This window comes from Coraliomargarita sinensis (genome assembly GCF_003185655.1).
GTDB lineage: Bacteria > Verrucomicrobiota > Verrucomicrobiia > Opitutales > Coraliomargaritaceae > Coraliomargarita_B > Coraliomargarita_B sinensis.
In genome coordinates this window covers 568,384-593,499 of the sequence record NZ_QHJQ01000001.1, presented here as the reverse complement: position 1 = coordinate 593,499, position 25,116 = coordinate 568,384, and the positions used below count along the sequence as shown (strand labels likewise).

Here is a 25,116-nt window from a genome sequence, read left to right as displayed (position 1 = left end):
CATGAAAGTGATTCGCCATCACGCAGTAGGTCAACACCTCGACCCCGCAGAAATCCGCCACCTGCCAGATCATCTTCCGCAGGATCTCCCTCTCCCGATCACCAAACAAACGCTCTCCATTCACCGTCCTGGTCATACAGTGATAGGTCGCATCGCTGCCACTTACCTTTAGACGCCGGGTTCGCATATCAACTGTTATAGATGTCTTTTATGCAGCCTGTAGTCAATTGTTATTTGCCTGTCCCTATATTAGTAACGTAATTTTTATAATGATCCTTTGCTGGTTGTGTTGGAAATGTACACTGATTTTAGCTTCGTTTACCGGCGCTTTCGCTTTGGTAGACCTTTGGCGTTATAGACGGCTTTGGATTTGCGCTTCTTCTTCGGCTTGGACTTGGCACCGCCTGATGCGCCCCCGCCGTGCTTGCCGCTTTGCAGAGTGTCGATCTGGTCCCGGAGCATGGCGGCCTTTTCAAATTCCAGCTTACGGGCGGCCTCGAGCATCTCTTCTTCCATCTCGGCGATAACATTGGCCACATCGCGATCATCCGATTCCGCGACGGCCATTGCGGGATCGTCTTCCTGATCGTAACCCTTCCCGGGTGCATGCAGGCTATCCTCAATGCTTCGTTTTACGCTTTGCGGGGTGATGCCGTGTTCCTTGTTGTAAGCCAACTGCCTCTCGCGCCGGTATTCGGTAATTTTGAGCGTCTCCTGAATCGAGCCGGTGATATTATCGGCATAGAGCAGCACACGCCCCTTCTCGTGTCGGGCGGCCCGGCCTGCCGTTTGAATCAAACTGGTCGTGCTGCGAAGAAAGCCCTCCTTGTCGGCATCAAGAATCGCAACCAGCGCCACCTCCGGCAGGTCGAGTCCCTCCCGGAGCAGGTTAACCCCCACCAAAACGTCGAAATCACCCAAACGTAAGCGGCGCAAAATCTCCACCCGTTCAATCGCATCAATATCGGAATGGAGATATTCAACCTCCAGCCCAGCCTCGCGGAGAAAATCAGTCAGGTCCTCCGACATGCGCTTCGTCAAGGTGGTGGCGAGCACACGCTCGCCCGCCTCCGCCGCCTTGCGTGCCTCTCCGATAAAATCTTCGACCTGCCCCTTGATCGGACGGATTTCCATAGCCGGATCGACGAGCCCCGTAGGACGTATAACTTGCTCGGCAACTGTCTCCGAGACATCGTACTCATGCTGTGCGGGTGTGGCCGAAACATAGATCGTCTGCCCGGTAATTTCCTCGAACTCCTCGATCTTTTGCGGGCGGTTATCCAGCGCTGATGGAAGACGAAAACCATATTCCACGAGCCGTTCCTTGCGCGCGCGGTCGCCGTTATACATGGCCCGCACCTGCGGCAGGGTGGCATGACTCTCATCAATAAAGAGAAGAAAATCATCCGGAAAGAAATCAATCAGACAGAAGGGGCGATCCCCAGCTTTCCGACCGGACAAGTAACGCGAATAGTTCTCGATTCCCGTGCAAAAGCCCATCTCCTGCAGCAGCTCGATATCATACTCGGTTCGCATGCGGATACGCTGCGCTTCGATGAGCTTATTCTGCGATTCAAACCAAGCCACACGCTCGTCGAGTTCGGCCCGAATTCCTTTGATCGCGCTTTCAATCTTGTCCTTTGGCGTGACGTATTGTGTTGCCGGATAGAGATTAAACATTTCCAGCGGGGCCCCGGCCTCCCCCGTCACGGGGTCCAGTTCGCGGATGCTCTCGATCTCATCACCCCAGAACTCCACCCGAATCGCGCTCTCCATGTAGGCCGGATAAATATCCACCACATCGCCACGAACCCGGAAAGTGCCGTTACGAAAATCCACGTCGTTACGCTCGTATAGTGAATTGACCAACTGCTCCAGAAAACTGTCTCGCGAAATTTCGATACCCGGCTCCAAAGGAATCATCATGGTTTTGAAATCCTCGGGCGAACCCAAGCCGTAGATACAGGAGACACTGGCCACCACGATCACATCGCGACGACTGAGCAGGGACGACGAAGCCGAAATTCGAAGTCGTTCAATCTCGTCATTAATTGAGGAGTCTTTCTCAATATAAGTATCCGTCTGCGGAATGTAGGCTTCGGGCTGATAGTAATCGTAGTAGCTGACGAAGTATTCCACCGCATTATCCGGGAAGAAGGCCTTGAATTCGGAGTAAAGTTGCGCGGCCAGCGTCTTGTTGTGGGAAATAATCAGCGCCGGGCGCTGCAGCTCCTGAATCATATTGGCCATGGAAAAGGTCTTCCCCGATCCGGTGACGCCCAGCAGCGTCTGGTAACGGTTGCCTGAGCGTACTGAATCCACGAGCGCTCGAATCGCTTCGGGCTGGTCCCCCTGCGGGCTGTAGGCACTGTTTAATTGAAAATCCACGCCTACAAAGAGGTCCCACTGGAGGATTTATGCAAGTGAGAGTCTTTCATTAGATAAATGAGCAGCAGCGCAAGCGGGATGAGGCCGTGCGGCAAGCGGACGATGGTTTCCGCCACCCATGGGTGCATTCCGTAAAAATCCTCGGCCGGCGTCCAGTAACTAAAGATACGCGCGAATGCGGTTAAAAGACCCCAGAATGCGGCATAAGCCAGCGCATAAAGACGCAGCTTCGGCACCCAGAAAAGAACCGGAACCAAAAAATCGAGGACGCCCACGGCATGAAGAAAAATGAGGGCGCCCGGTCGCCCCAAACTCAGCGCTCGCATGGTCATATTGACGAATTCGTGATTCTGCGGCACGCTCAGCCCGAGAGCGTAGCACCCATGCCCGATAAAAGTGGCGGCGATCAGCAAAGCGGCCAACGCCGTCCAGCGCGAATCGCGGACCCGGCCGTAAAGCATGAGTAGTAAGGGCGCACCCCATTGCAGCGACTGCTCAAGCAGCATCGCAATCCGGAAGTCGGCATCACTCCAGCGCAGTAATCCGTAAACAAAAAGAAACAGGCCGGCCGCAAGCACGAGACCGTTGACCAAGCGACGGCGACTCCCCCGCACATACCAACAGGGAAGTGCGGCGGCGAGAAACAGCATGCCCATGGTCCGCTGCATGGTGAGAATAAAACCTTCGGAATGGGCGGAGTAAGACTCCCAGCTCATACCGGTCAGCCACTCCAGCGGCCGCTCCAACAAATCCTGATTCCAAAGAAACGCCGAAAGTGGCGCAAGGTCACTCAGGTAAAGATATCCCCGCCCCAGGAAAAGCGCTGACACCGCAAAACGGAGACAGTACAGGACCCAGTCCCGCTCTGTTTCGTTACTTCTGGTCGCGACCTTCACCCTTCTGCCCGATTCGTCATTAAATGTCCCCTGATGACCGTTTGCCAGAATACGCCGGATCCGTCTCCTCTAATCAGTGCTCGCATCCCGCGGGATGACCAAGCGGGCACCCCCATTGGCCTCCCAAAGGGACAGCCCCTGGGGCAAAGGAAGCCCCTTTGCTTTCGCGGGCAGGGCATCGACCGCGTCGACCGAGTCAACCTTTACCGTATACAACTCCATGTGCCGCTCGCGGACGTGAATGAGATCAAACCCGTTGAAACTTCCGGAATCCAGAGTCCACGATTTGGCATCGTTGGTTGAGCGCAGCGGGGCGCCCCAACAACCTTCACCGGTGTAGACCGTCCCCTCCTCTTCATCGACGACAAAGCCTTCATCATGCCCCGCCTCAATGGATGGCCTGAGCGGAAGCGTGCGCTTCATGACATGCGAGTCCGACTCGATGACCAAATCAAAGCGGTTCTTGTAAAAAAGCCCCGCCCACGCCTCGTACTCCGCGCTGCCTTCGGCCTTCCCGCTCGTATGAGGGCGCATCGGTTTATGATACCCTGCGACCAGATGCGTGAAGGTCTCGCTGCCCCCGAGGGAATCCAGATCCGACTGCAACCAGTCCGCCTGAATCGATTCGCCGTACTGTGAATTCAAAACGTAATAGCGCAGCAGGCCACCGCCGAAAGTGAGGCCGTAGTAATTGTCCGGCGTTGTATCAAAGAGATCGTAAATTGTGCGGTTACCCCGGCCCTCATGATTGCCGCGATGGGGCAGAATGGGATACATCCGCCCGTCTTCACTCACTGTCAATTGCCAGTCGCTCAACCACTCGTCCCACTCGCTCGCATTGTCCCGGTTTATCATATCCCCAGTGAAGGCCACGAACAGCGGACGCAATTTGGCGACCATACGATTGGCATTCTGCCGGGGGGTCCTGTTGTTGCGACTGTCTCCTCCGGCGATAAAGCTGAACGGACGGGGCTTATCCGGCGCCGTGCGAAAGTAATAACGGGGGCTCACTCCGGAATCGTCGGACAAAACAAAATAATACGCCGTATCCGGCTTGAGCCCCGTGAGCCGGGCGAACTTGCTGACGATTTCACCGCCGGAATAAGCAATCGTCCGGTCGACCGACGTGGAAAAGCGGTAAGCTTCAGGCTTCTGGCCTTTGTCCCTGGAGCCGTAATGAACGGTGGCGTCGGAGCCACCGCCGTGCGTCCAGCCGACCGTCATTGTCGTCGACGGGTCATCAACCCAGATCAATCGAATCTGCGAAGGCGGCTCAATCGCTTGGGTCGGCTCTCCCCGCCCAAGCGAGAGGTCAAAGCTGATGTCCGAACTTTTTTTGCTCTGATTGTGCACTTCGACAGCGAGGACATTACGCCCCTCGCGAAGCAGCGAAGCCGGCACAGCGATATCTTCATCCGTTGCGTTATCGGCGGAGGGACGCTTTGCCAGTTGGTCGTAGGACACGGTTGTGTCTCCGGGCATGAGTTCCGTCCGGTGGATTTCCAAACCGTTCAAAAAGACAATCGCCCCATCATCGTAAAGCAGGTCCAGGGAAAGCGCATCTTGGTTCGGAATCGCTTCCAGGTCGAAACTGTGCCGGAAATAGTAGGTTCTCTGGAATGGCGCGAGTTTGGTCACTTCGTCATCATCTCCGTAACCCAACTGGGCCCGGCCCTCCTTCCAGTGCGCATCGTCAAATACGAGCCCGCGCCAAGCGTTACCTTGGTCGCTGCCATCGTCCAAATACCGCCAAACCGCTCCCTGCGGGACAAGCTCGGCTACAGCACCGGTCGCGGTAAAAATGGAAGCCAATAAGAAAGATACGATTCGGTTCGTGATGTCAGTCATGTCGGGTTTTCCTTCTCGAGGGATGCACCCACTATCCAAGTCGACGTGAGTAAAAAGAGGAAGGCTGCTTTAGGAAAGGGGACAATAAGGAAGCCGTGAGGTTCTCAGGGTGGCGACGATTTGCAAGAACTCGCCCCATCTCCTGAAAATCCCCTCTTTTTGCCCAAAATCCGAGCCTTCGGATTCGGAGGTTATCGAAATCGATGGTTGAAAAAACTGCGGACTGGCGAATTATGTTGCTTCGTTTGTCATTATAATATTAGGACGTCTTAACTTAGTCCGATTAACAATAACATAAACTAATCCCTAGTCATGCCAGTAGCAACACCTGCTCAATACGCCGCAATGATTGATGCTGCCCAGAAGGGCAACTACGCCTATCCGGCGGTCAACGTCACATCGATCACCACGATTAACGCCGCTCTCAAAGCCTTTGCCGACGCAAAGTCCGACGGCATCATCCAAGTTTCGACTGGCGGTGGTCAATTCGCTTCCGGTTTGGACGTGAAAGACGCAGCCTTCGGTGCCATCGTTCTGGCCGAAGCGACTCACATTCTTGCGGAGAAATACGACGTGCTTGTAGCTCTCCACACCGACCACTGCCACCCGGAAAAGGTCGACAGCTTCCTGAAGCCGCTTTTCGAAGCCTCGCGCAAGCGCAAGGCCGAGGGCAAGGGTCCGCTCTTCCAGTCCCACATGTTCGACGGATCCGTGGTCGACCTTGAAGAGAATCTCAAGATTTCCAAGGAGCTGCTCAAGGAGTGCGCTGAACTCGACATCATCCTCGAAGTCGAAGCCGGCTGCGTCGGCGGTGAAGAAGACGGCCACGACACCTCCGGCCTTCCGATCGACAAGCTTTACACCACTCCCGGCGACATGCTCGACGTCTACGAGGCGCTCCAGCCGATCGGCCGTTTCCTCTTTGCCGCGACATTCGGTAACGTGCACGGTTCCTACAAGCCCGGCGCGGTCAAACTGAAGCCGGAGATCCTCCGCGACGGCCAGAAAGCGGTCATCGACAAGCACGGCGAAGAGGCCAAGATGGACCTCGTTTTCCACGGTGGCTCGGGCTCTGAACTGAGCGACATCCGGGAAACCCTGGAATACGGTGTGGTCAAGATGAACATCGACACCGACACGCAGTATGCCTTCACCCGTCCGGTCGTAACACACATCTGTGAAAACATTGAAGGTGTGCTCAAGATCGACGGTGAAGTCGGCAACAAGAAGACTTACGACCCGCGCAGCTACCTCAAGAAGGCAGAAGCCAACATGGCCGCACGCCTGGTTAAGGCAGCCGAGGACCTGTGCTCCAACGGCAAGACCATCTTTGGCACGGTCTAAGTTCGACACATAGTATTTCACAAAAGCCGGGTTGCATCAGCACCCGGCTTTTTTATGCTCTTGTATTTTAACACTATGAATCAATCCAATCTTCTAAGATCCCGTCGCAACTTTCTGAAACTCGGCTCCTGCGCGTTTATTTCGGCAAGCCTGAGAGGCCAGCAAATTTTGGGAGCGAACAGTCGCCTGCGGCTGGCGATTGTGGGTTGTGGCATCCGCGGTAACGAACATCTGAAGATGTTTCACAAGCTGCCTGATGTCGAAATCGTAGCGATCTGCGATCCGGACACGGCACGGATGGATGGGATGATGGCGCGATTCAACAAGAAACGTCCATCCGAAGAGACTTTGAAGGTCGACCACATTCAGGACTACCGAAAGCTCTACGAGCGCATGGATATCGATGCCGTCGTCATTGCCTCGCCAAACTACTGGCACGCGCTGCATGCGATTCAGGCGATGCAGGCCGGCAAGCATGTCTATCTCGAGAAGCCTGTGTCTTTTACCCCCTGGGAAAGCGCTCAACTGGAAGCGGCGGAACGGAAATACAGCAAGGTCATCGCGGCCGGTTATCAAAACCGATCCAGCACCGGACCACGGGCCGGCATCAAATATGTGCAGGACGGCAATCTAGGTAAAATCCGGAAGGTCCGCTCCATCTGCTACCGCAATCGCGATTCCATAGGCAAGCTGACCGAACCCTTGAAAATTCCGGATACTGTCGATTACGACCTCTGGCTTGGACCCGCGAAACAGCACACCCTGATGCGTCCACAGTTCCATTACGACTGGCACTGGGACTTCCACACCGGGAGCGGCGACATCGGCAACCAGGGGGTACATGAGATCGATTTGGTTTGCTGGTTGCTGGGCGATCCGGAACTGCCCCGCAAGATACAAACGTTTGGTAACCGCTTCGCCTGGGATGACGCCGGCGACACCCCAAATATGATCACCTCCTGGTTTCAAATGGGCGGGGCCGATGTCATTATCGAGGTAAACGACATGAGGCTTTCCCCTGATCGTAATGTTTCCCCGCACTTCATGGGAACCCGCGTCGGTATTGTTGCCGAATGCGAGAAGGGCTACCTCAAGGGCGGTCGTTTTGGCATGATGGCCGTGGAGCCTGACGGCAAAACCGTCATCAAAAAGTTTCCCGGTGATGGCGGCGAAACGCATCCCAGAAACTTTGTTGATGCGGTCAAAGCCTCGGATTCATCACTTCTGAGATCCAGCATCCGTTCGGCGAATGCGTCTGCCTGCCTGGCTCATTTTTCCAATATCAGTCATCGCGTGGGTGAACTGGCCGGGTCGAATTCACTCAAGGAATTTCTTAGCTCAAACCATGATTTGTCGAAAATCCTGTCCAGTCAGGATGAACAACTGACCGCATGGGGCATCCCGGAACCGGAGTATTTTGTCGGCCAGAGCCTGCAAATTGATCCCACGCTCCGCACGATCGAGGGCCCTTGGGTCGATGAAAGCCTGACAGGCCCCCACTATCGAAAAGGTTTCGAGCTGAAGCCAGTAGTTTAGTGGCATTACCAGATCATAACCGGCAACACTGTGTAAACTCTCGCGTAGAATCGCGGGAACACCTTGAAATTATACAAACAATAGGCATTTAAAAGCTAATGCAGGCTAACGACGCAGTTCCCAATCCCCTTGAAGACTTGGACACCATCCTCGTGGATGAGGCTGCACTCAAGTCACGCCTTACTGAACTCGGCCGCGAGATCAATGCGACCTACGAGGGCAAGGAACTGGCTGTGATCGCCATCATCAACGGAGCTATCATTTTCGTCGCCGATTTGATCCGCGAGCTCAACCTGTCCATTCAACTCGATTGTATCCGGGTCTCATCATACCGCGATGAAACCCGCCCTATGCAGGAGCCGGAGATCATCGATAAGATCCGCCTCGACCTGAAGGATGTCGATGTGCTGCTGATCGACGACATTCTGGACACCGGAAAGACGCTTTCGCGCGTCTGCCAGATCTTTCGTAAGCTACAACCAGCGTCGCTGCGTACCTGCGTGCTGCTCGACAAGCAGACCACCCGTAGTGTTGATTTTGAAGCCGATTTCGTCGGTTTCCAGATCCCGGACGAATTCGTGGTCGGCTACGGTCTGGACTTTGCCGAGCGCTACCGGCAATTGCCCTGTATCGGTGTCCTCAAGCCGGAGCTACAGAATCCTCCGGAGTGGACCTAGATCGGGCATCGTTCCGAGCGAAGGGAGATGGTCGGGGGCGAGTGCAACGAAGAACCGGGCCACATCGAACATCGAACTGACTTCAATTCATGGTAGGAGCGTACAATGTTGAACGTTCGACGTTTCAATTAGCGGTCGCCGAGCTTAACGTAATCACGCTGCGTCTCGCCGGTGTAAATTTGGCGGGGGCGGTGAATGCGACTCTTTGGATTCTCAGCGATTTCCTTCCAGTTCGCGATCCAGCCCGGCATACGGCCGATAGCAAACATCACCGTGAACATTTCGACAGGGATACCGATCGCTTTGAGGATGATGCCGCTGTAGAAGTCCACATTCGGGTAAAGCTTGCGGGAAACAAAATAATCGTCTTCCAATGCAGCCTGCTCGAGACGCTTGGCGATATCGAGAAGGGGGTCCTGCATGCCCATGCTCTGAAGCATATTCTCCGCACTCTTGCCGAGAATCTTGGCCCGTGGATCATAATTCTTATAAACACGGTGACCGAAGCCCATTAACTTGGCCTCGCCCTTTTTGGCGGCTTCGATGAAGCGGGTGCCGTCATCGCCGTCCTGATGAATTTCCTCCAGCATCTTAATGACGGCCATATTGGCACCGCCGTGAGACGGGCCCCAAAGCGCACAAACACCGGCAGAGACAGAGGCGAAGAGATTCGCGCCACCTGAAGCGACCATCCGGACGGTCGAGGTTGAGCAATTCTGCTCGTGGTCAGCGTGCAGCATCAGGAAGAGGTCGAGTGCCTCCGCAGCCCCGTGGTCATCAACGTATTCGCCGTAGGGCTCAGAGAACATCATGTGCAGAAAGTTCTCAGTGTAGCGGCGCTTGTGGTCGGGATACTCAAAAGGGAGTCCCATCTTCATCCGAAAGGTCATGGCCGCGATGGTACGGACTTTAGAGATCAGAAGAGCAGCGGTTTCGTCGAAGTGGGCAAGGTCCTGATCCCGGTTGTTGGAAGACATTTCCGGGTAGTACGCGCCCAGTGAGTTGAGCATGGCCGAAAGAATTGCCATGGGGTGTGCGTCGCTGGGGAAACCGTCAAAGTGATGATGCATGCCCGTGTGGATAGAGGCATTCCGGCGCACGTGCTGGCGGAAAGCATCCAGGCACTCCTCATGAGGCAGTTCGCCGTAGATCACGAGCATGGCCGTTTCGAGAAAAGACGAGTGTTCCGCCAGTTGCTCGATGGGGTAGCCGCGGTGGCGCAGAATTCCCTTTTCGCCGTCAATGAAGCTAATGTCACTTTGGCAGGAGCCGGTATTTCCGTAGCCTTCATCAAAAGTGATGCAGCCGGATTTCGCCCGCAAAGTGCGCGTATCCAATGCTTTTTCGCCTTCAGTTCCTTCGATGATAGGAAACTCAAAGTTCTCGTTGCCGAGTCGTATTGTGCCTGTCTTTTCCATGTGTGTGGGTCGTGTCTTATAAAACGCAGAAATAATGTAAAGCCTTGCTAACTAGCCGCCTGCTAAAGCGTTCTCAAGAAGTTACGATAGAGATGCAATCCTTTTGCCTGACTTTTTTCAGGGTGGAATTGTGTGGCAACACATCTGCCGGAGCAAACCCCGGAGACAAATTTTCCACCATAATCGGTTTCGAAAAGAGTCAGTGCTGGATCTGCAGGCTCCACGTAGTAAGTGTGAACGAAATAAAACTGGTCCTGACCGGAAACGAGCCCGTCGGTGTAGGGCGCTCCCTCCTCAAAAGTGACCGTGTTCCAGCCCATGTGGGGAATCTTAAGGGTCGGATCGACCCGGAAACGCTTCACTGAACCCTTGAAGACGCCTAGTCCCTCGGAATCGCCCTCTTCCGAATGTTCGAAAAGGGCCTGAAAACCAAGGCAAACCCCGAAAAACGGTCGGTCGGCAGCGATCCAGTCACGAATCGCATGATCGAAGCCGGTGTCTTTGAGCAGCCGCATGGCATCCACTATTGCGCCCTGCCCGGGAAAGACGACGGCATCCGCCCCTTCCAGCTCCTTGGGGGCATGCACCAGATAGGCATCCGCTCCGATGTGTTGCCAGGCACGCAGGACACTACGTAGGTTACCCATTCCGTAATCAATGACGGCAAGCCGTGGCCGAGAGCTGTTTTCTTGGGATGTCATCTAAGCGCGAGAGCGAATAAGCACCTATTTCATGTCGGCTTTGTGGATGACACCCGTGCTGAGAAAACCGCCTAGCCCAGCTTCTTGAACAGAAGTGTGGCATTGTGACCGCCAAAGCCGAGGTTATTGCACATGGCAACATTGACCTCTGTCTCCCGCATGGTGTTCGGCACGTAATCAAGGTCACAATCCGGATCCGGATCCTTGTAATTAATTGTGGGCGGAATCTTGTTATCGCGAATTGCCAGAGCACAGACGGCCGACTCGATGCCACCAGCCGCACCTAGGAGGTGACCGGTCATGCCTTTTGTCGAAGATACCGCCAATTTGTGAGCTGCTTCGCCGAAAGCCTTCTTGATCGCTCCGGTTTCAAATTTGTCGTTGTAGGGCGTGGAGGTGCCGTGCGCATTGATGTAGCTAACATCGTCCGCAGTGATGCCGGCTTCCTTGACGACATTCGTCATAGCGGCGCCAAGCGCCTTACCCTCGGGATCAGGTGAAGTAATATGGTAGGCATCGCAGGTCGCGCTGTAACCGCCGACCTCGCAATAGATGGTAGCACCGCGTGCTTGCGCATGCTCGAGTGTTTCCATGACCAGGACACCGGTCCCCTCACCCATGATGAAACCATCGCGACCCTTATCGAAGGGTCGGCTGGCGGTTTCAGGCGCATCGTTGTAGCTCGTGCTCATGGCTTTCATCGAACAGAAGCCGGCGTAGCCCAGCTCGGTAATCGCCGCTTCGCTCCCCCCGGCCAGCATGACATCAGCCTCACCGTCGCGAATCATCTGAAAAGCCTCGCCGATGCTGTGAGTGCCAGAGGCACAAGCGCTGACAATACCAAAGTTAGGCCCGCGGGCACCGACTTCGATAGCGACCACACCACTGGCAATGTTGGCAATCAAAGAGGGAATCATGAAAGGAGAGACCTTGCGCGGGCCCATTTCATAGAGGCGGCGGCTTTGCGTCTGAATGGTGATCATCCCGCCAATCCCGGAACCGATCAGAACACCAAACCGATCCGACTCGATCTTCTCCGGGTCCAGATTTGCGTCGTCAAGCGCCATGCGGGCCCCGGCAACGGCAAATTGCGTATAACGGTCGTTCCGGCGGGCCTCCTTGGGATCCATGTATTTGCCGGCATCAAAATGCAGACATTCTGCACCGACCTGCGAGGGATAATCCGTCACGTCGAAGGATTCCACCCGACTGATCCCGCTTTTGCCCGCCAACAGGTTCTCCCAAAAGGTATCCACACCGTCACCGTAGCTCGTCACGGTGCCGATGCCGGTTATTACGACTCGTCTTTTATCAATATCTCCACTCATGGTCTCGGTAAAAAAATTAAGCCGCATTTAAGCGGCTTAATGTAGAGTAGGAAAGGAGAATTTTTATCCGGCCTTTTCAGTGATGTATTTGATCACATCACCTACGGTCTGGAGCTTTTCTGCGTCGGATTCGGGAATTTCACCGTCGATCTCATCGCTGAATTCCTCTTCGAAAGCCATGATCAGCTCGACTGTGTCGAGTGAATCGGCACCAAGATCATCCAGGAAGGATGCCTCCGGAGTCACTTGCTCGTCGTTGACGTTGAGTTGGTCGACGATGATGGTCTTAACGCGTTGTTCGATAGTTTGGTCTGCCATATAATTATAGGATTAAGTTAAAGGGTTTTGAGCATCACATCACCATACCACCGTCAACTGTAAAAACCTGTCCGGTGATATAGCCAGCCTCCTCGGAGGCGAGAAATGCGGTAGTCGCCGCAATGTCCGACGACTGACCCATACGCTTCATGGGAACCATCCCGACGATAGCTTCCTGCTGCTTTTCGTTGAGTTCCGCCGTCATGTCCGTGGCGATAAAGCCGGGGGCGACTGCGTTAACCGTCACATTGCGGGCGGCAAACTCCTTGGCGAGGCTTTTGGTCAGTCCGATCATCCCGGCCTTGGCCGCAGCGTAGTTCGCCTGTCCTGCATTACCGGTCAATCCGATCACGGAGGACATATTGATGATGCGGCCCCAGCGTTTGCGCGTCATAGGACGGGCGAGATGCTTGATGAAAGAGAAGCAGCTGGTCAGATTCGTGGCAATCACATCCTCCCAGTCGTCATCGCTCATGCGGAAGAGCAAACCATCTTTGGTGATACCGGCGTTATTGACGAGGATATCAACTGTGCCGTGTGCTTCGAGGAGTTTCTCGCAGGCCGCTTGCACGGCCGCCTTGTCGGAAACATCAACGGCGAGGGACTCGGCTGAGCCGCCATCCGCATTGATAGCATCGGCCACAGCGCCGCAAGAACCTTCGGAACGGCTCACACAGACGACGTGGTGCCCCTTGGACGCAAGAAGCTCGGCGATACTTTTGCCGATTCCTCGGCCGGCACCCGTTACCAGGGCTACTTTTTTCTCGGTAGATTCAGTCATGAGTTGGAACAGCCTCAAAAGGATATTCTCTGCGGGCAAGCACGAATGTTACTTTCGAGCAACATTGACAGCTGCCCATGAGATCGCCTCAAGTTTGGGATGCCCGAAGAGGAACAACAGCGCATTCAGAAGATTATAGCCAACGCAGGCCTGTGCTCACGCCGAGAAGCCGAGCGCCTGATCGAGGATGGTCTTGTACGGGTAAACGGAAAAATCGCGCAACTGGGCGACAAAGGGACGACGAAAGACGCGATTTTTGTGAACAACAAGCCACTGCGGCCGAGCAATGAAGCACCGGTCGTTCTGCTTATGAACAAGCCGAAGGGCGTACTTTGCACGAACTCCGATCCTCACGGCGGACACACCGTATTCGAACTCCTCCCGTCTGACCTGCAGAAGAAGCGCCTCTTCTGCGCCGGACGCCTCGACAAGGACAGCGAGGGACTACTGGTATTAACCAACGACGGCGACCTGGCCAACCGCATCACGCACCCGAGCACTGAAATCGTCAAACGCTACCGCGTGGTGCTGCACCGTGACTTCAACAAGGAAGATATTCCGAAGTTGCTCGAAGGCGTGGACTACGAAGGCGACTTTCTAAAAGCGGAAAAGGTCATCCCTGCACCGGCGGTGGGCGAAGGTCATCAGCGCAGATTGGAAGTTCACCTGCATCACGGGAAAAAGCGCGAAGTGCGGCGCTTGTTTGAAGCGAACCGTTACTACGTGAAAAAACTCGTGCGTGTGCAGATCGGGGGATGCATTCTTAAAAACATCCCCAAAGGAGGGATTAAGATACTGGGCAAAAAAGACATCGAACGCCTCTTCGCTTGACGCTGGTCAAAGCCTTTATTCTTCGCCAAGATTGCGGCCCATGAGAAAAGTGCCCGCTATATTAACCACAGCACTGCTGCTGGTCTCCGTTTCAGGCTTGGCCTCAGCCGAAGACATCATTCTACGCCTGCGCCCCGAGGCGAAAGCACCGATCATCACTCGGATTACGGCAACGGAAAAAGTCCTGCTCGATGCCGCGCCAGTTGTTGAAAAAAGCGAATGGATGCAACTCGATCTTAAGATCCCCTTTGAAGGATATGTTCCCACCGCGACCCTGACGAAAAGTTTTGCCATCGTTCAGGACACAGCGGTCCATTTTTTGCCCGACGCAAATTCCGAAGTCATCACCCGGGCAAAAGACGGCGACTTTTATGAAGTCAAAAGCGTTAAAGATGAATGGGCCACCATCCGGTTGAACAAACAACTCAAGACCTACTACCGCGCCGGAGCGCTCCCTTCGACCGCTCCGACTCAAGAGGTGGAACCGGCTCCCAAGCCTCCGGTACTCGATCTGTCAATCGATGCACCCACACACACACCCGAGCCCAAAGCCGCCGACTTCGACCCGGCTCTTGGTGTCGGACAAACCTCGCCCGACGACCTGCCTCCGGAAAACGTCGTCTGGAAAAGTGCACCGCGGACATCCGAGCCGATTCGCGAACCTCAACTACAAGCTGCAACCAAGGAGACCTCACCACCCAATCTCCCAAAAGGTATAATGGTCAGCCCCGGCCAAACCCAGGCCCGGGAAGCCAACGCGAAAAAAGCTCCGGCAGAGGACAAACCACTCCGGCTACTCGTCGGCAATCTTGTTCGTAAAATCGAGACCAGTGCACCCGCCTACCCGATCCGCCTGCGCTCCGATGAGGGTCGATTGATTGCCTACGTTGATTTTTCCGGCTATTTTATCGAAGACTTATCTCCCTATCTCAACCAACGCGTCTACCTGCGCGGCCATCTTGAGCCCGTTCCCTCAAGCGAAGGAGACTTGGTCCTCTTCGTTCGGGACATCCGGCTTGCGGACTAGAGACATGAAAGCCATTGAAACCATCACCTTTGCCGTCAATTCGACGAAACCCGGCGCGCTGGAAGCGGCCCGTTTTCTGGCCGACTTGGCTGAGCGTGAGGGAGTTAAAACAAAGTCCTCCACGGATTACCCTCTGCCTCCGGACGCGCTTGAGGGGCAAGACCTCTGCATTGCTATCGGTGGTGACGGCACGCTGCTGGGCGTGCTCGACGCCGCGCTGAATTCCGGTGCCGCCGTACTGGGGGTGAATCTGGGCAAACTCGGATTTCTCGCGACCTACACCCAGGAAGAAGCGGGCAAGCGCCTGTCTGCCCTGATCAAAGGCAACTACAGCATCGCCGATCGCTCGGTACTGGAATGCACCACCAGCCAGGGTGAGTCTGTCTACGGTTTGAATGATGTCGTGTTGAAGGAGACCGAAGGCCGGGGCCTCATCCGTTTGCAAGTTTCCTCGAACGGCAACCCGGTTTCCGAATACCACTGCGACGGGCTTATCTTTGCCACACCGACGGGCTCGACGGCCTACAACCTTTCCGCCGGCGGACCGATCATAGGACCGCGCGTCAGCGCCATCGCCATGACGCCGATCTGCCCGCACACCCTGGGCAACCGCTCCGTCATCTTTGACAACTCATCCGAAATCACCGTGGTCAGTGGCGACAGCGAAACCTGCCCCAGAATAACCGTCGACGGGCGCGTGCGCTTCGAACCAAACGGCAATTTCCCCATCAAGATCACCGTCGCGGAAAAGGTGTTCCGTCTCATGCAGAATCCCGACCATTCGCACTTCGCCATCGTTCGCGGCAAACTCGACTGGGGTGACCCGGCGATTCGATGAATGGATCTCTTTTAACCGCAGAGTGCGCAGAGAAAAGGAGCACTTTAAAACTCTGCGAACTGCGCGGTTAACCTTTTTCTTTTGAACATCCTCGAACAGATCGCACCCGACCAAAGAGGCAGCGCATTAAAGGTAGCTGAACTCATACAATCCCACGGAGGCAGAGCCCATTTGGTCGGAGGTTGCGTGCGTGATGCCTTGCTTGGCATTCAGGCCAAGGATATTGACATGGAAGTTTATGGGCTGGCGGTCGACGCGGTCGAAGCAGCCCTCAAACCATACTTTCGTCTGGATACGGTCGGTCGATCATTTGGCGTGCTCATTCTCAAGGGCGAGGGAATCGATCTGGCCCTTCCCCGGCGCGAATCCAAAACCGGGCCGAGGCACACCGACTTCAAAGTTGAAGGCGATCCCGACATGTCGCCGGAAGAAGCCGCCTCACGTCGCGACTTCACCATCAACGCGATCTGCTGTGACCCATTGACCGGGGAGATCATTGATCCTTTTGATGGTGTGGCCGATCTTAAAACACGGACGCTTCGCCACGTTTCCGCCGCTTTTAGTGAAGATCCGCTCCGCGTACTGCGCGGCATGCAATTCGTAGCACGCTTTCAGTTAAAGGCAGACTCCGGGACCGTCGAGCTCTGCCGCGAACTCAACCCGGCCGACCTGCCTGCTGAACGTCTCTGGGAAGAATGGAAAAAGCTCATCCTCAAGGGCCAATCGCTCTCGGCAGGCCTGAATTTTCTGAAGGATTGCGACTGGCTCCAGCACTTCCCCGAACTGGACGCACTCGTCGGCTGCGAACAGGATCCGAAGTGGCACCCGGAAGGCGACGTCTGGGTCCACACCCTGCACTGCCTCGATGCCTATGCGGCCGAAAGAATCGGCGACGAGTGGGAAGACCTCGTTGTCGGGCTCGCCGTACTCTGCCACGACTTCGGCAAGCCCGACACCAGCTACACCGATGATACCGGTCGCATCCGCAGCCCCCGTCATGACGTGGAAGGTGTACCCGTGGCCAAAGCATTCCTCGAACGCCTCACCCGCCAAAAGAAAATCTTTGAAGAGGTCCTCCCCCTGGTCGAACAACACATGCGTCCACTCGCCCTCTACCGTGACGGCGCGGGCGACTCGGCGGTGCGCCGTCTGGCGGCACGGGTGAAACGGGTCGACCGCCTCGTACGCGTGGCCCATGCCGACAAGAGCGGGCGGCCTCCGATCCAACCCGATAGTTTCCCCGAAGGGAAATGGCTGTTGGAGAAGTCAAAACAACTCGCCATTCAGGACAACGCGCCAAAGCCCATTCTCCTCGGCCGCCACCTCATCGAGCTCGACATCAAACCCGGCCCCCACTTCGGCAAAATCCTCGACCGCGCTTACGAAGCCCAGCTCGACGGCGCGTTTGACAATGAGGATTCCGGACGCGCTTACCTCCGAAAGTTGGTCAGAGAGATACTTTAAAAAACTCTAGGAATACTTTCCGCGTATTCAGAGTTGGATGTTCGATGTTCAGCGTTCAATGTTCATCGCATGAAGACTCTTTACCTTCTCGACGGCATGGCGCTGGCCTACCGTGCCCACTTTGCCCTCATTCGCAGCCCCATTTATACGTCCAAGGGCTTCAACACATCGGCCATTTTCGGCTTCACCGGGACCCTGATTGAGCTGATGATCAACCGTCAGCCCAGCCACATGGCGGTGGTCTTCGATACCGACGCGCCCACCGAGCGGCACGAACTACACAAGGAATACAAGGCCAACCGGGAAGACATGCCGGAAGACCTCTCGGCGGCGCTACCCCACCTGGACCGAATCGCAGAAGCTTTCGGTATTCCCGTTTTAAAGAAGGATGGCTACGAAGCGGACGACATTATCGGCACCCTCGCCCACCGGGCCGAAGCCGACGGCTTCGAAGAAATTTTCATGGTCACCCCGGACAAGGACTTCGGCCAACTGGTGACCGAAAAAATCAAAATGTATCGCCCTTCGAGGAAAGGCGACGCCGCTGAAATTTGGGGCATCAAGGAAATCTGCGAGAAGTGGGGCATCGAACGTGTCGAACAGGTTATCGATATGCTCGGGCTCTGCGGCGACGTCTCCGACAACATTCCAGGGGTGCCGGGGATCGGCCCGAAGACCGCGGAAAAGCTGCTGGCGAAATATGACACCGTCGAAGGCCTGCTCGACCACGTGGATGAACTCAAGGGGAAGCAACAGGAGAAAGTACGCGATAACGCCGAACAGGCCTTGCTCTCCAAGAAGCTCGCCACCATTCAGCTCGACGTGCCGGTGGAAGCTTCCTGGGACGACCTGCAACTCGATGAACCAGACAAGGAGAAGCTGGTGCCGATCTTTACCGAGTTCGAGTTCCGCACTCTGGGGAAACGCATCTTCGGCAATGATTTTTCTGTCCAGGAAGCAGCCCAGGACCTCGTGTTGAAGAGCGAGGACGACGAGAAGGCCGCTGCAAAGGATGACGGCGGCCAGCTCGACCTGATTCCGGAGATGCCGTTCAAGAAACTGTCCGACTTTGAGACAGATTATCGCGTGGTACGGGATACTGAGGGATTGGATGAACTTGTGCAGGCTCTCCGGGACGCCGGTGAATTTGCTTTTGACACCGAGACCACTGCGCTGAACCCCCGCAGCGCCGATCTTGTCGGCCTGTCCTTTTCCACCAAGGCCCACAGCGGCTGGTGGGTGCCCACCTCGAAAGATGCGCTGGCGGCACTCCGCCCCGTCTTCGCCGACCCCTCGTTGACCAAGATCGGGCATAACCTGAAATTCGACCTCGCGGTACTGGCCGAGCAGGACTGCCCGGTCAATGGCGCCTGCTACGACACCATGCTGGCCCACGCGCTGATTGACCCGGAGCAGCGCCACAATCTCGACGTATTGGCGGAAGACATCCTCCAGTATTCCACTATCCGGTTTTCCGAACTCTTCCCCGAGGCGAAAAAAGGCGAGGCCCTCGACTACTCCGGCGTCGAGCCGCAGGCCCTGGCCAACTATGCCATCGAAGATGCCGACATCGCCCTGCAACTCTTGGAAGGTTTCAAGCCCCGGCTCGACGAAGTGGGCCAGGCCAAAGTCTTTTTTGAAATCGAAACGCCGCTCCTTCCCGTACTGGTCGCGATGGAGCGCGAGGGCATCCGCATGTGCGAACAGACGCTCAAAGATACCGGGCTTTCGATTCAAGACCACATCATCGCACTCCAGGACAGCGTCTACGAGGCGGCCGGACGTGAATTCAACCTCAACTCGCCCAAGCAGCTGGGGGAAGTCCTGTTTGATGAACTTAAACTGGTGGAGAAGCCGAAGAAAACCAGAACCGGGCAATACGCGACCAACGAACAGGTCCTCTCCACACTCGCTCCCAAGCACCAGATCGTAGCCGACCTCTTGGAGTACCGCCAACTCAGCAAACTGCGGAGTACCTACATCGACGCGCTCCCCAACAGCGTCGACCCGAAGACCGGCCGCGTCCACACGCACTACGGTCAGGTCCAGACCGCTACCGGCCGACTCTCCTCGAACGACCCCAACCTGCAGAACATCCCCGTGCGCAGCGAGCGCGGCCGTGAGATCCGCAAGGCCTTCGTCCCCAGGGAAGGCTGGAAACTACTGGCCGCCGACTACTCGCAAATCGAGTTGCGCATTCTCGCCGCCCTGACCGGCGACGAAGGCCTGCTCACCGCCTTCAAGGAAAAGCGCGATATTCACACCGCTACGGCTGCCAAAATTTTCGACGTCGCCTTGGACGCCGTCACCCGCGACCAGCGCAGCACCGCCAAGATGGTCAACTTCGGCATCCCTTACGGCATCTCCGCCTTCGGCCTCTCCCAGCGACTCGGCGGCGCCGTCAGCCGCACCGAGGCCCAGGACATCATCGACCAGTATTTCAAGCAGTTCCCCGGCATCCCCAGCTACATGGAAGCGCAAAAAAAGAAAGCGAAAAAGCAGGGCTACGTCGAAACCGTCTGCGGGCGCCGCCGCAGCCTGCGGGATATCAACTCCAGCAACGGCACCATCCGGGCCGCCGCCGAGCGCAACGCCATCAACATGCCCATCCAGGGTACGGCCGCCGACATGATCAAGCTCGCCATGGTACGTATCCAAAAATCCATGACAGAGGCTCAATTAAAAAGCCGTATGCTCCTGCAGGTGCATGACGAACTCGTCTTCGACATGCACCCGGACGAAGAAACCCAGCTCAGGGAACTCGTCACCGAAGGCATGGTGGGCGCGCTTGAGCTCGACTGCCCGATCGAAATCGAAATCGGGATCGGAGACAACTGGCTGGAGGCACACTAAAATCAGAAACTCGCCCTCAGCCCCAGGCCCGCCCAGCTGACGTCGCCGAGCCCTTCCCGCTCGACATCCGCCTGTGCCCAACTGTGGGATACAAATCCGAGAACCGAGACGTACTCATTCAGAGCATAACTTGCTTCCAGTCCGACTTGAAAATTGCTCAACCCATCGTGCGCAGCCGTACGGTACCCGAAATCGAAATTTTCCTGCAGGTAGGGCTCGACGGTCAACTTCTCCTCCATGAAAGCGAAGGGATAAGCCAAGGTCAGCTCCAGAAAACTTCCGCCTGCTTCAAAGGAGTAAACGATCCCGGCGGTGAACTCAAAACCGCCGATATGCCCCGGCACCAGTTCTAGGAAGACTTCATCGTCATCGGCGGAAGCGGGATCAAACTCAAGATGGGTCCATCCTACCGTCAGGTCGAATCCCTCAAAGGCAATTTCGTAGGCGGCACTCAACTGTAATTCCTTGTAGTCAACACTGTCCCCGAGGACAGACCATGCGCCCAGGCTCAGGCCTTTGTACTCAGCCAGTGCTTCCGCGGTAAAGATGCCGCCTTCAGGAAGTTCGTTCCGGCCGTTTTCGACATATTTTGATTCCCATGTCGTCGTGACCTCATAAGTCCAGCTCTCTCCCATCGCGCCCTGGGTGAGAAGAAAATTTATCAAGCCCGGAATCAGGAGTCCTTTTCTTGGTATTTTGTCAAACATGGCAGCCTGTTTAGAGGCTAATTTTGTATGTTCAAGAAGTTTATTTTGATTAATCAAAATAAACCTTGGCTTGAGCCTGTGCCCCACCTGATTAGAGCTAACTTTCATGATCGAAGACGAAAAACGCACCAAGGCCTGGATCGGCGACGCCGTGCTGGCACTCTTCGCCCGTGGGTGGATCCTCAAGGCCCCGCAAATCAAAAAGGAGGACCGTCACGACGCCTTCATTCGGATGACCTCGAACAAGTTTCTCTCCGCCATCGGGGAACCCACGGCAATGGAAGCGGAGATCGGAGTGATCTATGAGAGCGACGGCCTACAGGCCGCCTTTGACCACATCGAGGAAACCTTCGTGCCACTCTTCAAAAAGCAGCTGGCCAAGCGACGCCAACCTGGCAGCTACCGGAGAAAAGGCTAGAAGGTCGACGCCCCGCTCCACTCCTGGAAACGGTAGAGCCATTTTTTCCAGGTCAGCGAAAAACCGCTTTCCGCCAGATCCTCGTAAGGCAGGCTTTCTGCGTAACCACGTTCATTGCCCCAGACCGATTCGAAGTATGCATCGAAGCTTTGATTGGCTGTCGCTACATTAGTCAGGAGCAGATTCGACTCCAGGTTGAGGTTGCCGATGTTGCGCCGCGTCCAGTTGGCCGACCCGAGGAAAAGGACCTCCTGCTGTGGGCCGCTGATACGCAGAACTTTACTGTGGAACTGCTCGCCATGAGTGGCGGCCCAGCGAACCTGTAGCTCGTGATCCTCGGTCAGCTCCATGAGCTCAGCGGCAATAATACGGTTGGGAATTCCGTTCTTTTCCCGACCGAAGGCGTCACGATTGGCATCGAGCAAAACCCTTAGCTTCGCGCCACGTTTGATCGCACTCTTGAGCGCTTGGATGACCTTGCGATCGGAAAAATAGAACATGCCGATATCGATACGTGTGCCGGCAACTGCCTTTTGAAGCTGGAGAATAATTTCATCCCGTATGGCGCCTTCACTACGATATGCGACGGCAGGTTCTCCAAGCCGGGCAAAGTCCGGACCAGGCATCACACTAAGATAATTCTGTATGCCGGAAATGGCTTCAGCTGCTTTCATCGTGAGACCGCCCTGAATATGATCCGCCTCGGCTCCGGACCAAGCGGCCACCTCGAGTTCGGACTCGGCGGCAAAGCGGGCAACCGGCCCGTCGACAAGCACACCTATATTGGAATGGTTCGCGCTGCCATCGGCTGGATTAAAGCTCGGCACCAAGAGGCGTGTCTCGCCGCCACTGCGCCCTGTTACGAGCACTTTGCGATGGTTGGCCTTAAAATAGAGCAAGCGTCCGAGCTGGGCGAGAGTCAGCTTCTTCCCCTCGGGATTAAAGGGATTCGGCACCCAACGAGCGTCGTCCTTTTTCTCGGATGGCAGAAAGCGGGACCAAAACCAGGCCTGCGGCGCGTACAGCCGACTTGAATCGGGCAGTTGGTCCAGTGCCGTAAAAACAATCGGGATACCGGCATCGGCAATTCGCTGGTAAAAGTCGGGCGCAAGTTCACCGTAGATCCGGTTAATCGGATCGGTAATGACGAGTATCGGCATATCCGGATTTTGGATACGCTTTTCGATCAGTGCGGTGGCCAGTTCCTCGGCCAGAGGACGAAGACTGCCCCCAGCCTCAATTGCGCCCTTCCAGGGATTCCACAAAAAGAAGTCGGCGATAATGAAGGTCTCAGCCGCTTGAACCTCCTTCAGAATCGTATCAAAAATCTGATGCTCCCGAAGGTATTGCTCGGTTTGCTCATCCCACGCCGTGCGGTCGATCAAGAGCTCGGCCGAGTCAAAAGAATATGCGGGACTGGCCAGATTCGTGCCCGGCGGCATCTCTTTTTGCCGGAACAGTAGATACGGCAGCAGAGAAATGCCCAACACTGCACCGATCAGAAGCAACAAGATAACCTTCATTTATTCTAAGGTGTCGACGAACTTATTATAAATCAAGCCCACGCGGCAGGCTTGACCCGATTGAGACTTATTTCAGTGTGGTCTGAATGTTCATTCGCTTCACATCCATTCTGCATGGGCTTGTTATTACCATCGCCTGCCTTTGCGTCAGTGGTTGTGGCGACAAACCCTCTTCCGGCTACGAAGCCACGCAGAAGAGCAAGGTTGAATCCCTGCACGGAACATTCCCCTTCACTTTTGATGGACCGAGGCTCGCCCGTAGCGGGCCCAGTTCCTGTGCCGAGTGCCATGCGGAAGAGTTTGAACAGTGGCAACAGAGCCATCACGCCAAAGCCAATCGCCCGGTCTCGGTGGAGTTGGATACGGCGGCATTCACCCCCACCCGCGAGATCAAGGAATCGGGTGTGACTTACCGCATGGAAAAGGAGGCGGACAAATTCTGGCTGGAGGTCATCGATGCTGAAGGCGGGTCGGAGCGGCATGAACTCGTTGGCGTGATTGGCTACACACCCATCCGGCAATATCTCACACGCTTCGAAGGCAACAAGTACCAAACCATCAGCGCCTCCTACGACGTGCTCAAAAACGAGTGGGTCGATGTTTTTGCCCACGAAGACCGGGTACCCGGCGAGTGGGGCCATTGGACCGGGCAAGGCATGAACTGGAACGCGAATTGTGCCTACTGCCACACCACGGAGTATAACAAGGGTTTCGATTTTGAGGCTGATCGCTATGAGTCGACCTGGATCCAACAAGGGATTGCCTGTGCCGAATGCCACACCGGACTGGAAGAGCACGTGCGCCTGGCACGCTCCGGAGGCAACACTTCCCTCCCTCCACTCGACCGCGAACAGATCGAGGATAATTGCGCCTCCTGCCACTCCCGCCGGGATCAGATTACCGCCGATGCCTTCAAGCCGGGCGACGCTTATCACAACCACTTCGGAGTGAGCTTACCCGATCAGCCGGGGCTTTACTATCCGGACGGCCAGATTCTGGATGAGGTCTTTGTCCATGGCTCCTTCCAAATGAGCCGGATGAATCACGCCGGAGTGAGCTGTTTGGACTGCCATAATCCTCACAGCAATGAGCTAATCCTACCCGTAAAGAACAACATGCTCTGCATGCGCTGCCACGACAGCGGTTACATGGAAGCGCCGGTCATCGAACCGCTGGCCCACAGTTTTCACGCCGAAGGCAGCACCGGGAATCAATGTGTAAGCTGTCACATGCCCAAAACCACTTACATGCAGGTCGACCCGCGAGCCGACCACGGCTTCCATTCGCCGGATCCGCTGATGACCAAAGAGCTTGGCATCCCCAATGCCTGCAGTTCCTGCCATACCGACGAGTCCGTGGACTGGGCCGTCAAACATGTCGAGGAGTGGTACGGCGAGAAACTGGCCAAGAGTCGTCAGCGGCAACGAGCCCGCGCCCTCCACGCCGCCTACAACTACGACCCAAGTGCACTTCAGCAACTTATCTCGCTCCTTGAAGAAGAGGACATTCCCGCATGGCGTGCGACTTACGCCGGCTTGATCAGCGCATACTTGCCCAACGAGCAAGCCGCTGGTGCGCTCCGACCATTGTTGAAGGACGAGAGCCCGTTGGTTCGGGAACGAGCCGTATCGGCGCTTCTGGTCTTTAACCCGGAAAGCCCCAACAAGATGGACGCCCTGTCCGACAGCTCGCGTTCGGTCCGCATTGCCGCTGCCCGGGCGCTGGAGAATACCAATCAAGCGATTCCGAACGAAAGCACCTTAGCCGAGTGGAACAACTATCTCGATTTTAACTCTGACCGCCCGCAGACCCTGCTTGTTCTGGCAAACCGCGCCGCTCAGGAGAAAAGGCTGCCCGATCTGCGGAAATACATTGATCGCGCCATACAACTCGATCGCGCCAACGCCCAGATGTATCATCAGGCGGCGATTCTGCTGAGCACTGCAGGCCTGCAAAAAGAAGCGCGCACCCGTCTCTTCAAGGGCTGGGAGCTTGCCCCGAAGGACGCAATCTTCCCCTACTCACTCGGCTTGCTGGCCGCGGAAACCGGCGACTTGAATACCGCTATCGGCTATCTGGAGGAAGCGGTCGCTCTGGAACCAAACTTCTCGCGGGCCTGGTACAACCTCTCACTCGCCTACTCTCGCAGTAATCAACCGGAAGCCGCACAACGCGCCATGCGCCGTGCGCAAGGGCAACCGTAGCCGAAGCGAGTTCGCT

21 protein-coding genes are annotated in these 25,116 nt (G+C 55.9%); 10 read left to right on the top strand and 11 right to left on the bottom strand.

Annotated elements, in window-relative coordinates; translation table 11 throughout:
• From DDZ13_RS02520 to DDZ13_RS02505, 4 genes are all read right to left on the bottom strand, one after another.
• Nucleotides 1–187 (bottom strand): transposase (locus tag DDZ13_RS02520; protein ID WP_199221015.1); only part of this gene is annotated, 187 nt, incomplete at its 3' end.
• A 131-nt stretch (nt 188–318) separates the two neighbouring features.
• Nucleotides 319–2,388, bottom strand: a complete 2,070-nt coding sequence (gene uvrB / locus DDZ13_RS02515; RefSeq protein WP_110129837.1) for an excinuclease ABC subunit UvrB — start codon at nt 2,386–2,388, stop codon at nt 319–321.
• A gap of 2 nt (nt 2,389–2,390) precedes the next feature.
• Nucleotides 2,391–3,284 (bottom strand): hypothetical protein, encoded by an 894-nt coding sequence (locus tag DDZ13_RS02510; protein WP_110129836.1) that lies wholly within the window; start codon nt 3,282–3,284, stop codon nt 2,391–2,393.
• A 69-nt stretch (nt 3,285–3,353) separates the two neighbouring features.
• Entirely contained in the window at nt 3,354–5,132 is a 1,779-nt protein-coding gene (locus tag DDZ13_RS02505) for a purple acid phosphatase family protein (protein ID WP_110129835.1), read from the bottom strand.
• 312 nt (nt 5,133–5,444) lie between these two features.
• Between DDZ13_RS02505 and fbaA the strand changes: the two genes are divergently transcribed.
• From fbaA to hpt, 3 genes are all read left to right on the top strand, one after another.
• Nucleotides 5,445–6,476 (top strand): class II fructose-bisphosphate aldolase, encoded by a 1,032-nt coding sequence (gene fbaA, locus DDZ13_RS02500; RefSeq protein ID WP_110129834.1) that lies wholly within the window; start codon nt 5,445–5,447, stop codon nt 6,474–6,476.
• 75 nt (nt 6,477–6,551) lie between these two features.
• Nucleotides 6,552–8,012: a Gfo/Idh/MocA family protein gene (locus DDZ13_RS02495; protein ID WP_158279753.1), complete on the top strand. Its 1,461-nt coding sequence runs from the start codon at nt 6,552–6,554 to the stop codon at nt 8,010–8,012.
• Between the two features lie 98 nt (nt 8,013–8,110).
• Entirely contained in the window at nt 8,111–8,689 is a 579-nt protein-coding gene (gene hpt, locus DDZ13_RS02490; protein WP_110129832.1) for a hypoxanthine phosphoribosyltransferase, read from the top strand.
• A 128-nt stretch (nt 8,690–8,817) separates the two neighbouring features.
• Here the strand turns inward: hpt and DDZ13_RS02485 are convergent, their stop codons facing one another.
• The 5 genes from DDZ13_RS02485 to fabG all read right to left on the bottom strand — a co-directional run bounded on the left by DDZ13_RS02485 (nt 8,818) and on the right by fabG (nt 13,235).
• Nucleotides 8,818–10,107 carry a citrate synthase gene (locus DDZ13_RS02485; protein WP_110129831.1) on the bottom strand — a complete coding sequence of 430 codons (1,290 nt, stop codon included), beginning with the start codon at nt 10,105–10,107 and terminating at the stop codon, nt 8,818–8,820.
• Nucleotides 10,108–10,169: 62 nt separating this feature from the next.
• Nucleotides 10,170–10,808, bottom strand: coding sequence for an imidazole glycerol phosphate synthase subunit HisH (gene hisH, locus DDZ13_RS02480; protein WP_110129830.1), 639 nt, complete (start codon nt 10,806–10,808; stop codon nt 10,170–10,172).
• A 71-nt stretch (nt 10,809–10,879) separates the two neighbouring features.
• Nucleotides 10,880–12,163 (bottom strand): beta-ketoacyl-ACP synthase II, encoded by a 1,284-nt coding sequence (fabF, locus tag DDZ13_RS02475; RefSeq protein ID WP_233246059.1) that lies wholly within the window; start codon nt 12,161–12,163, stop codon nt 10,880–10,882.
• A gap of 36 nt (nt 12,164–12,199) precedes the next feature.
• The gene (locus DDZ13_RS02470; RefSeq protein ID WP_110129829.1) at nt 12,200–12,454 is read right to left on the bottom strand and encodes an acyl carrier protein; all 255 of its coding nucleotides are present in this window, start codon (nt 12,452–12,454) and stop codon (nt 12,200–12,202) included.
• Nucleotides 12,455–12,488: 34 nt separating this feature from the next.
• Nucleotides 12,489–13,235, bottom strand: a complete 747-nt coding sequence (fabG, locus tag DDZ13_RS02465) for a 3-oxoacyl-[acyl-carrier-protein] reductase (RefSeq protein ID WP_110129828.1) — start codon at nt 13,233–13,235, stop codon at nt 12,489–12,491.
• Between the two features lie 99 nt (nt 13,236–13,334).
• Between fabG and DDZ13_RS02460 the strand changes: the two genes are divergently transcribed.
• The 5 genes from DDZ13_RS02460 to polA all read left to right on the top strand — a co-directional run bounded on the left by DDZ13_RS02460 (nt 13,335) and on the right by polA (nt 20,248).
• Nucleotides 13,335–14,066: a pseudouridine synthase gene (locus tag DDZ13_RS02460; protein WP_110129827.1), complete on the top strand. Its 732-nt coding sequence runs from the start codon at nt 13,335–13,337 to the stop codon at nt 14,064–14,066.
• A 49-nt stretch (nt 14,067–14,115) separates the two neighbouring features.
• A complete protein-coding gene (locus DDZ13_RS02455) occupies nt 14,116–15,093 on the top strand; it encodes an SH3 domain-containing protein (protein WP_146209207.1) in 978 nt (325 codons plus the stop codon).
• Nucleotides 15,094–15,097: 4 nt separating this feature from the next.
• Complete coding sequence (locus DDZ13_RS02450; RefSeq protein WP_110129825.1) at nt 15,098–15,931, top strand: NAD(+)/NADH kinase; 834 nt, start codon at nt 15,098–15,100, stop codon at nt 15,929–15,931.
• An 81-nt stretch (nt 15,932–16,012) separates the two neighbouring features.
• Nucleotides 16,013–17,395 carry a CCA tRNA nucleotidyltransferase gene (locus DDZ13_RS02445; RefSeq protein ID WP_233246058.1) on the top strand — a complete coding sequence of 461 codons (1,383 nt, stop codon included), beginning with the start codon at nt 16,013–16,015 and terminating at the stop codon, nt 17,393–17,395.
• A gap of 69 nt (nt 17,396–17,464) precedes the next feature.
• Complete coding sequence (polA, locus tag DDZ13_RS02440; protein WP_110129824.1) at nt 17,465–20,248, top strand: DNA polymerase I; 2,784 nt, start codon at nt 17,465–17,467, stop codon at nt 20,246–20,248.
• 2 nt (nt 20,249–20,250) lie between these two features.
• On the opposite strand, the gene DDZ13_RS02435 is transcribed toward polA, so the two are convergent.
• Nucleotides 20,251–20,955 carry a hypothetical protein gene (locus DDZ13_RS02435; protein ID WP_110129823.1) on the bottom strand — a complete coding sequence of 235 codons (705 nt, stop codon included), beginning with the start codon at nt 20,953–20,955 and terminating at the stop codon, nt 20,251–20,253.
• 106 nt (nt 20,956–21,061) lie between these two features.
• Here DDZ13_RS02435 and DDZ13_RS02430 point away from each other — a divergent pair, with 106 nt between their 5' ends.
• The gene (locus DDZ13_RS02430) at nt 21,062–21,373 is read left to right on the top strand and encodes a ribonuclease III domain-containing protein (RefSeq protein ID WP_110129822.1); all 312 of its coding nucleotides are present in this window, start codon (nt 21,062–21,064) and stop codon (nt 21,371–21,373) included.
• On the opposite strand, the gene DDZ13_RS02425 is transcribed toward DDZ13_RS02430, so the two are convergent.
• A complete protein-coding gene (locus DDZ13_RS02425; protein WP_110129821.1) occupies nt 21,370–22,896 on the bottom strand; it encodes a phospholipase D-like domain-containing protein in 1,527 nt (508 codons plus the stop codon). The genes DDZ13_RS02430 and DDZ13_RS02425 overlap by 4 nt on opposite strands.
• Nucleotides 22,897–22,982: 86 nt before the next feature.
• Here DDZ13_RS02425 and DDZ13_RS02420 point away from each other — a divergent pair, with 86 nt between their 5' ends.
• The gene (locus DDZ13_RS02420) at nt 22,983–25,100 is read left to right on the top strand and encodes a cytochrome c3 family protein (protein ID WP_110129820.1); all 2,118 of its coding nucleotides are present in this window, start codon (nt 22,983–22,985) and stop codon (nt 25,098–25,100) included.
• Nucleotides 25,101–25,116 lie beyond the last annotated feature (16 nt).

Bases quoted from the DNA above. Each gene is read 5' to 3' on its own strand.
- DDZ13_RS02505 (WP_110129835.1), bottom strand. From the start codon at position 5,132: ATGACTGACATCACGAACCGAATCGTATCTTTCTTATTGGCTTCCATT.
- fbaA (WP_110129834.1), top strand. From the start codon at position 5,445: ATGCCAGTAGCAACACCTGCTCAATACGCCGCAATGATTGATGCTGCC.
- DDZ13_RS02495 (WP_158279753.1), top strand. From the start codon at position 6,552: ATGAATCAATCCAATCTTCTAAGATCCCGTCGCAACTTTCTGAAACTC.
- hpt (WP_110129832.1), top strand. From the start codon at position 8,111: ATGCAGGCTAACGACGCAGTTCCCAATCCCCTTGAAGACTTGGACACC.
- DDZ13_RS02485 (WP_110129831.1), bottom strand. From the start codon at position 10,107: ATGGAAAAGACAGGCACAATACGACTCGGCAACGAGAACTTTGAGTTT.
- hisH (WP_110129830.1), bottom strand. From the start codon at position 10,808: ATGACATCCCAAGAAAACAGCTCTCGGCCACGGCTTGCCGTCATTGAT.
- fabF (WP_233246059.1), bottom strand. From the start codon at position 12,163: ATGCGGCTTAATTTTTTTACCGAGACCATGAGTGGAGATATTGATAAA.
- DDZ13_RS02470 (WP_110129829.1), bottom strand. From the start codon at position 12,454: ATGGCAGACCAAACTATCGAACAACGCGTTAAGACCATCATCGTCGAC.
- fabG (WP_110129828.1), bottom strand. From the start codon at position 13,235: ATGACTGAATCTACCGAGAAAAAAGTAGCCCTGGTAACGGGTGCCGGC.
- DDZ13_RS02460 (WP_110129827.1), top strand. From the start codon at position 13,335: ATGCCCGAAGAGGAACAACAGCGCATTCAGAAGATTATAGCCAACGCA.
- DDZ13_RS02450 (WP_110129825.1), top strand. From the start codon at position 15,098: ATGAAAGCCATTGAAACCATCACCTTTGCCGTCAATTCGACGAAACCC.
- polA (WP_110129824.1), top strand. From the start codon at position 17,465: ATGAAGACTCTTTACCTTCTCGACGGCATGGCGCTGGCCTACCGTGCC.
- DDZ13_RS02435 (WP_110129823.1), bottom strand. From the start codon at position 20,955: ATGTTTGACAAAATACCAAGAAAAGGACTCCTGATTCCGGGCTTGATA.
- DDZ13_RS02430 (WP_110129822.1), top strand. From the start codon at position 21,062: ATGATCGAAGACGAAAAACGCACCAAGGCCTGGATCGGCGACGCCGTG.
- DDZ13_RS02425 (WP_110129821.1), bottom strand. From the start codon at position 22,896: ATGAAGGTTATCTTGTTGCTTCTGATCGGTGCAGTGTTGGGCATTTCT.
- DDZ13_RS02420 (WP_110129820.1), top strand. From the start codon at position 22,983: ATGTTCATTCGCTTCACATCCATTCTGCATGGGCTTGTTATTACCATC.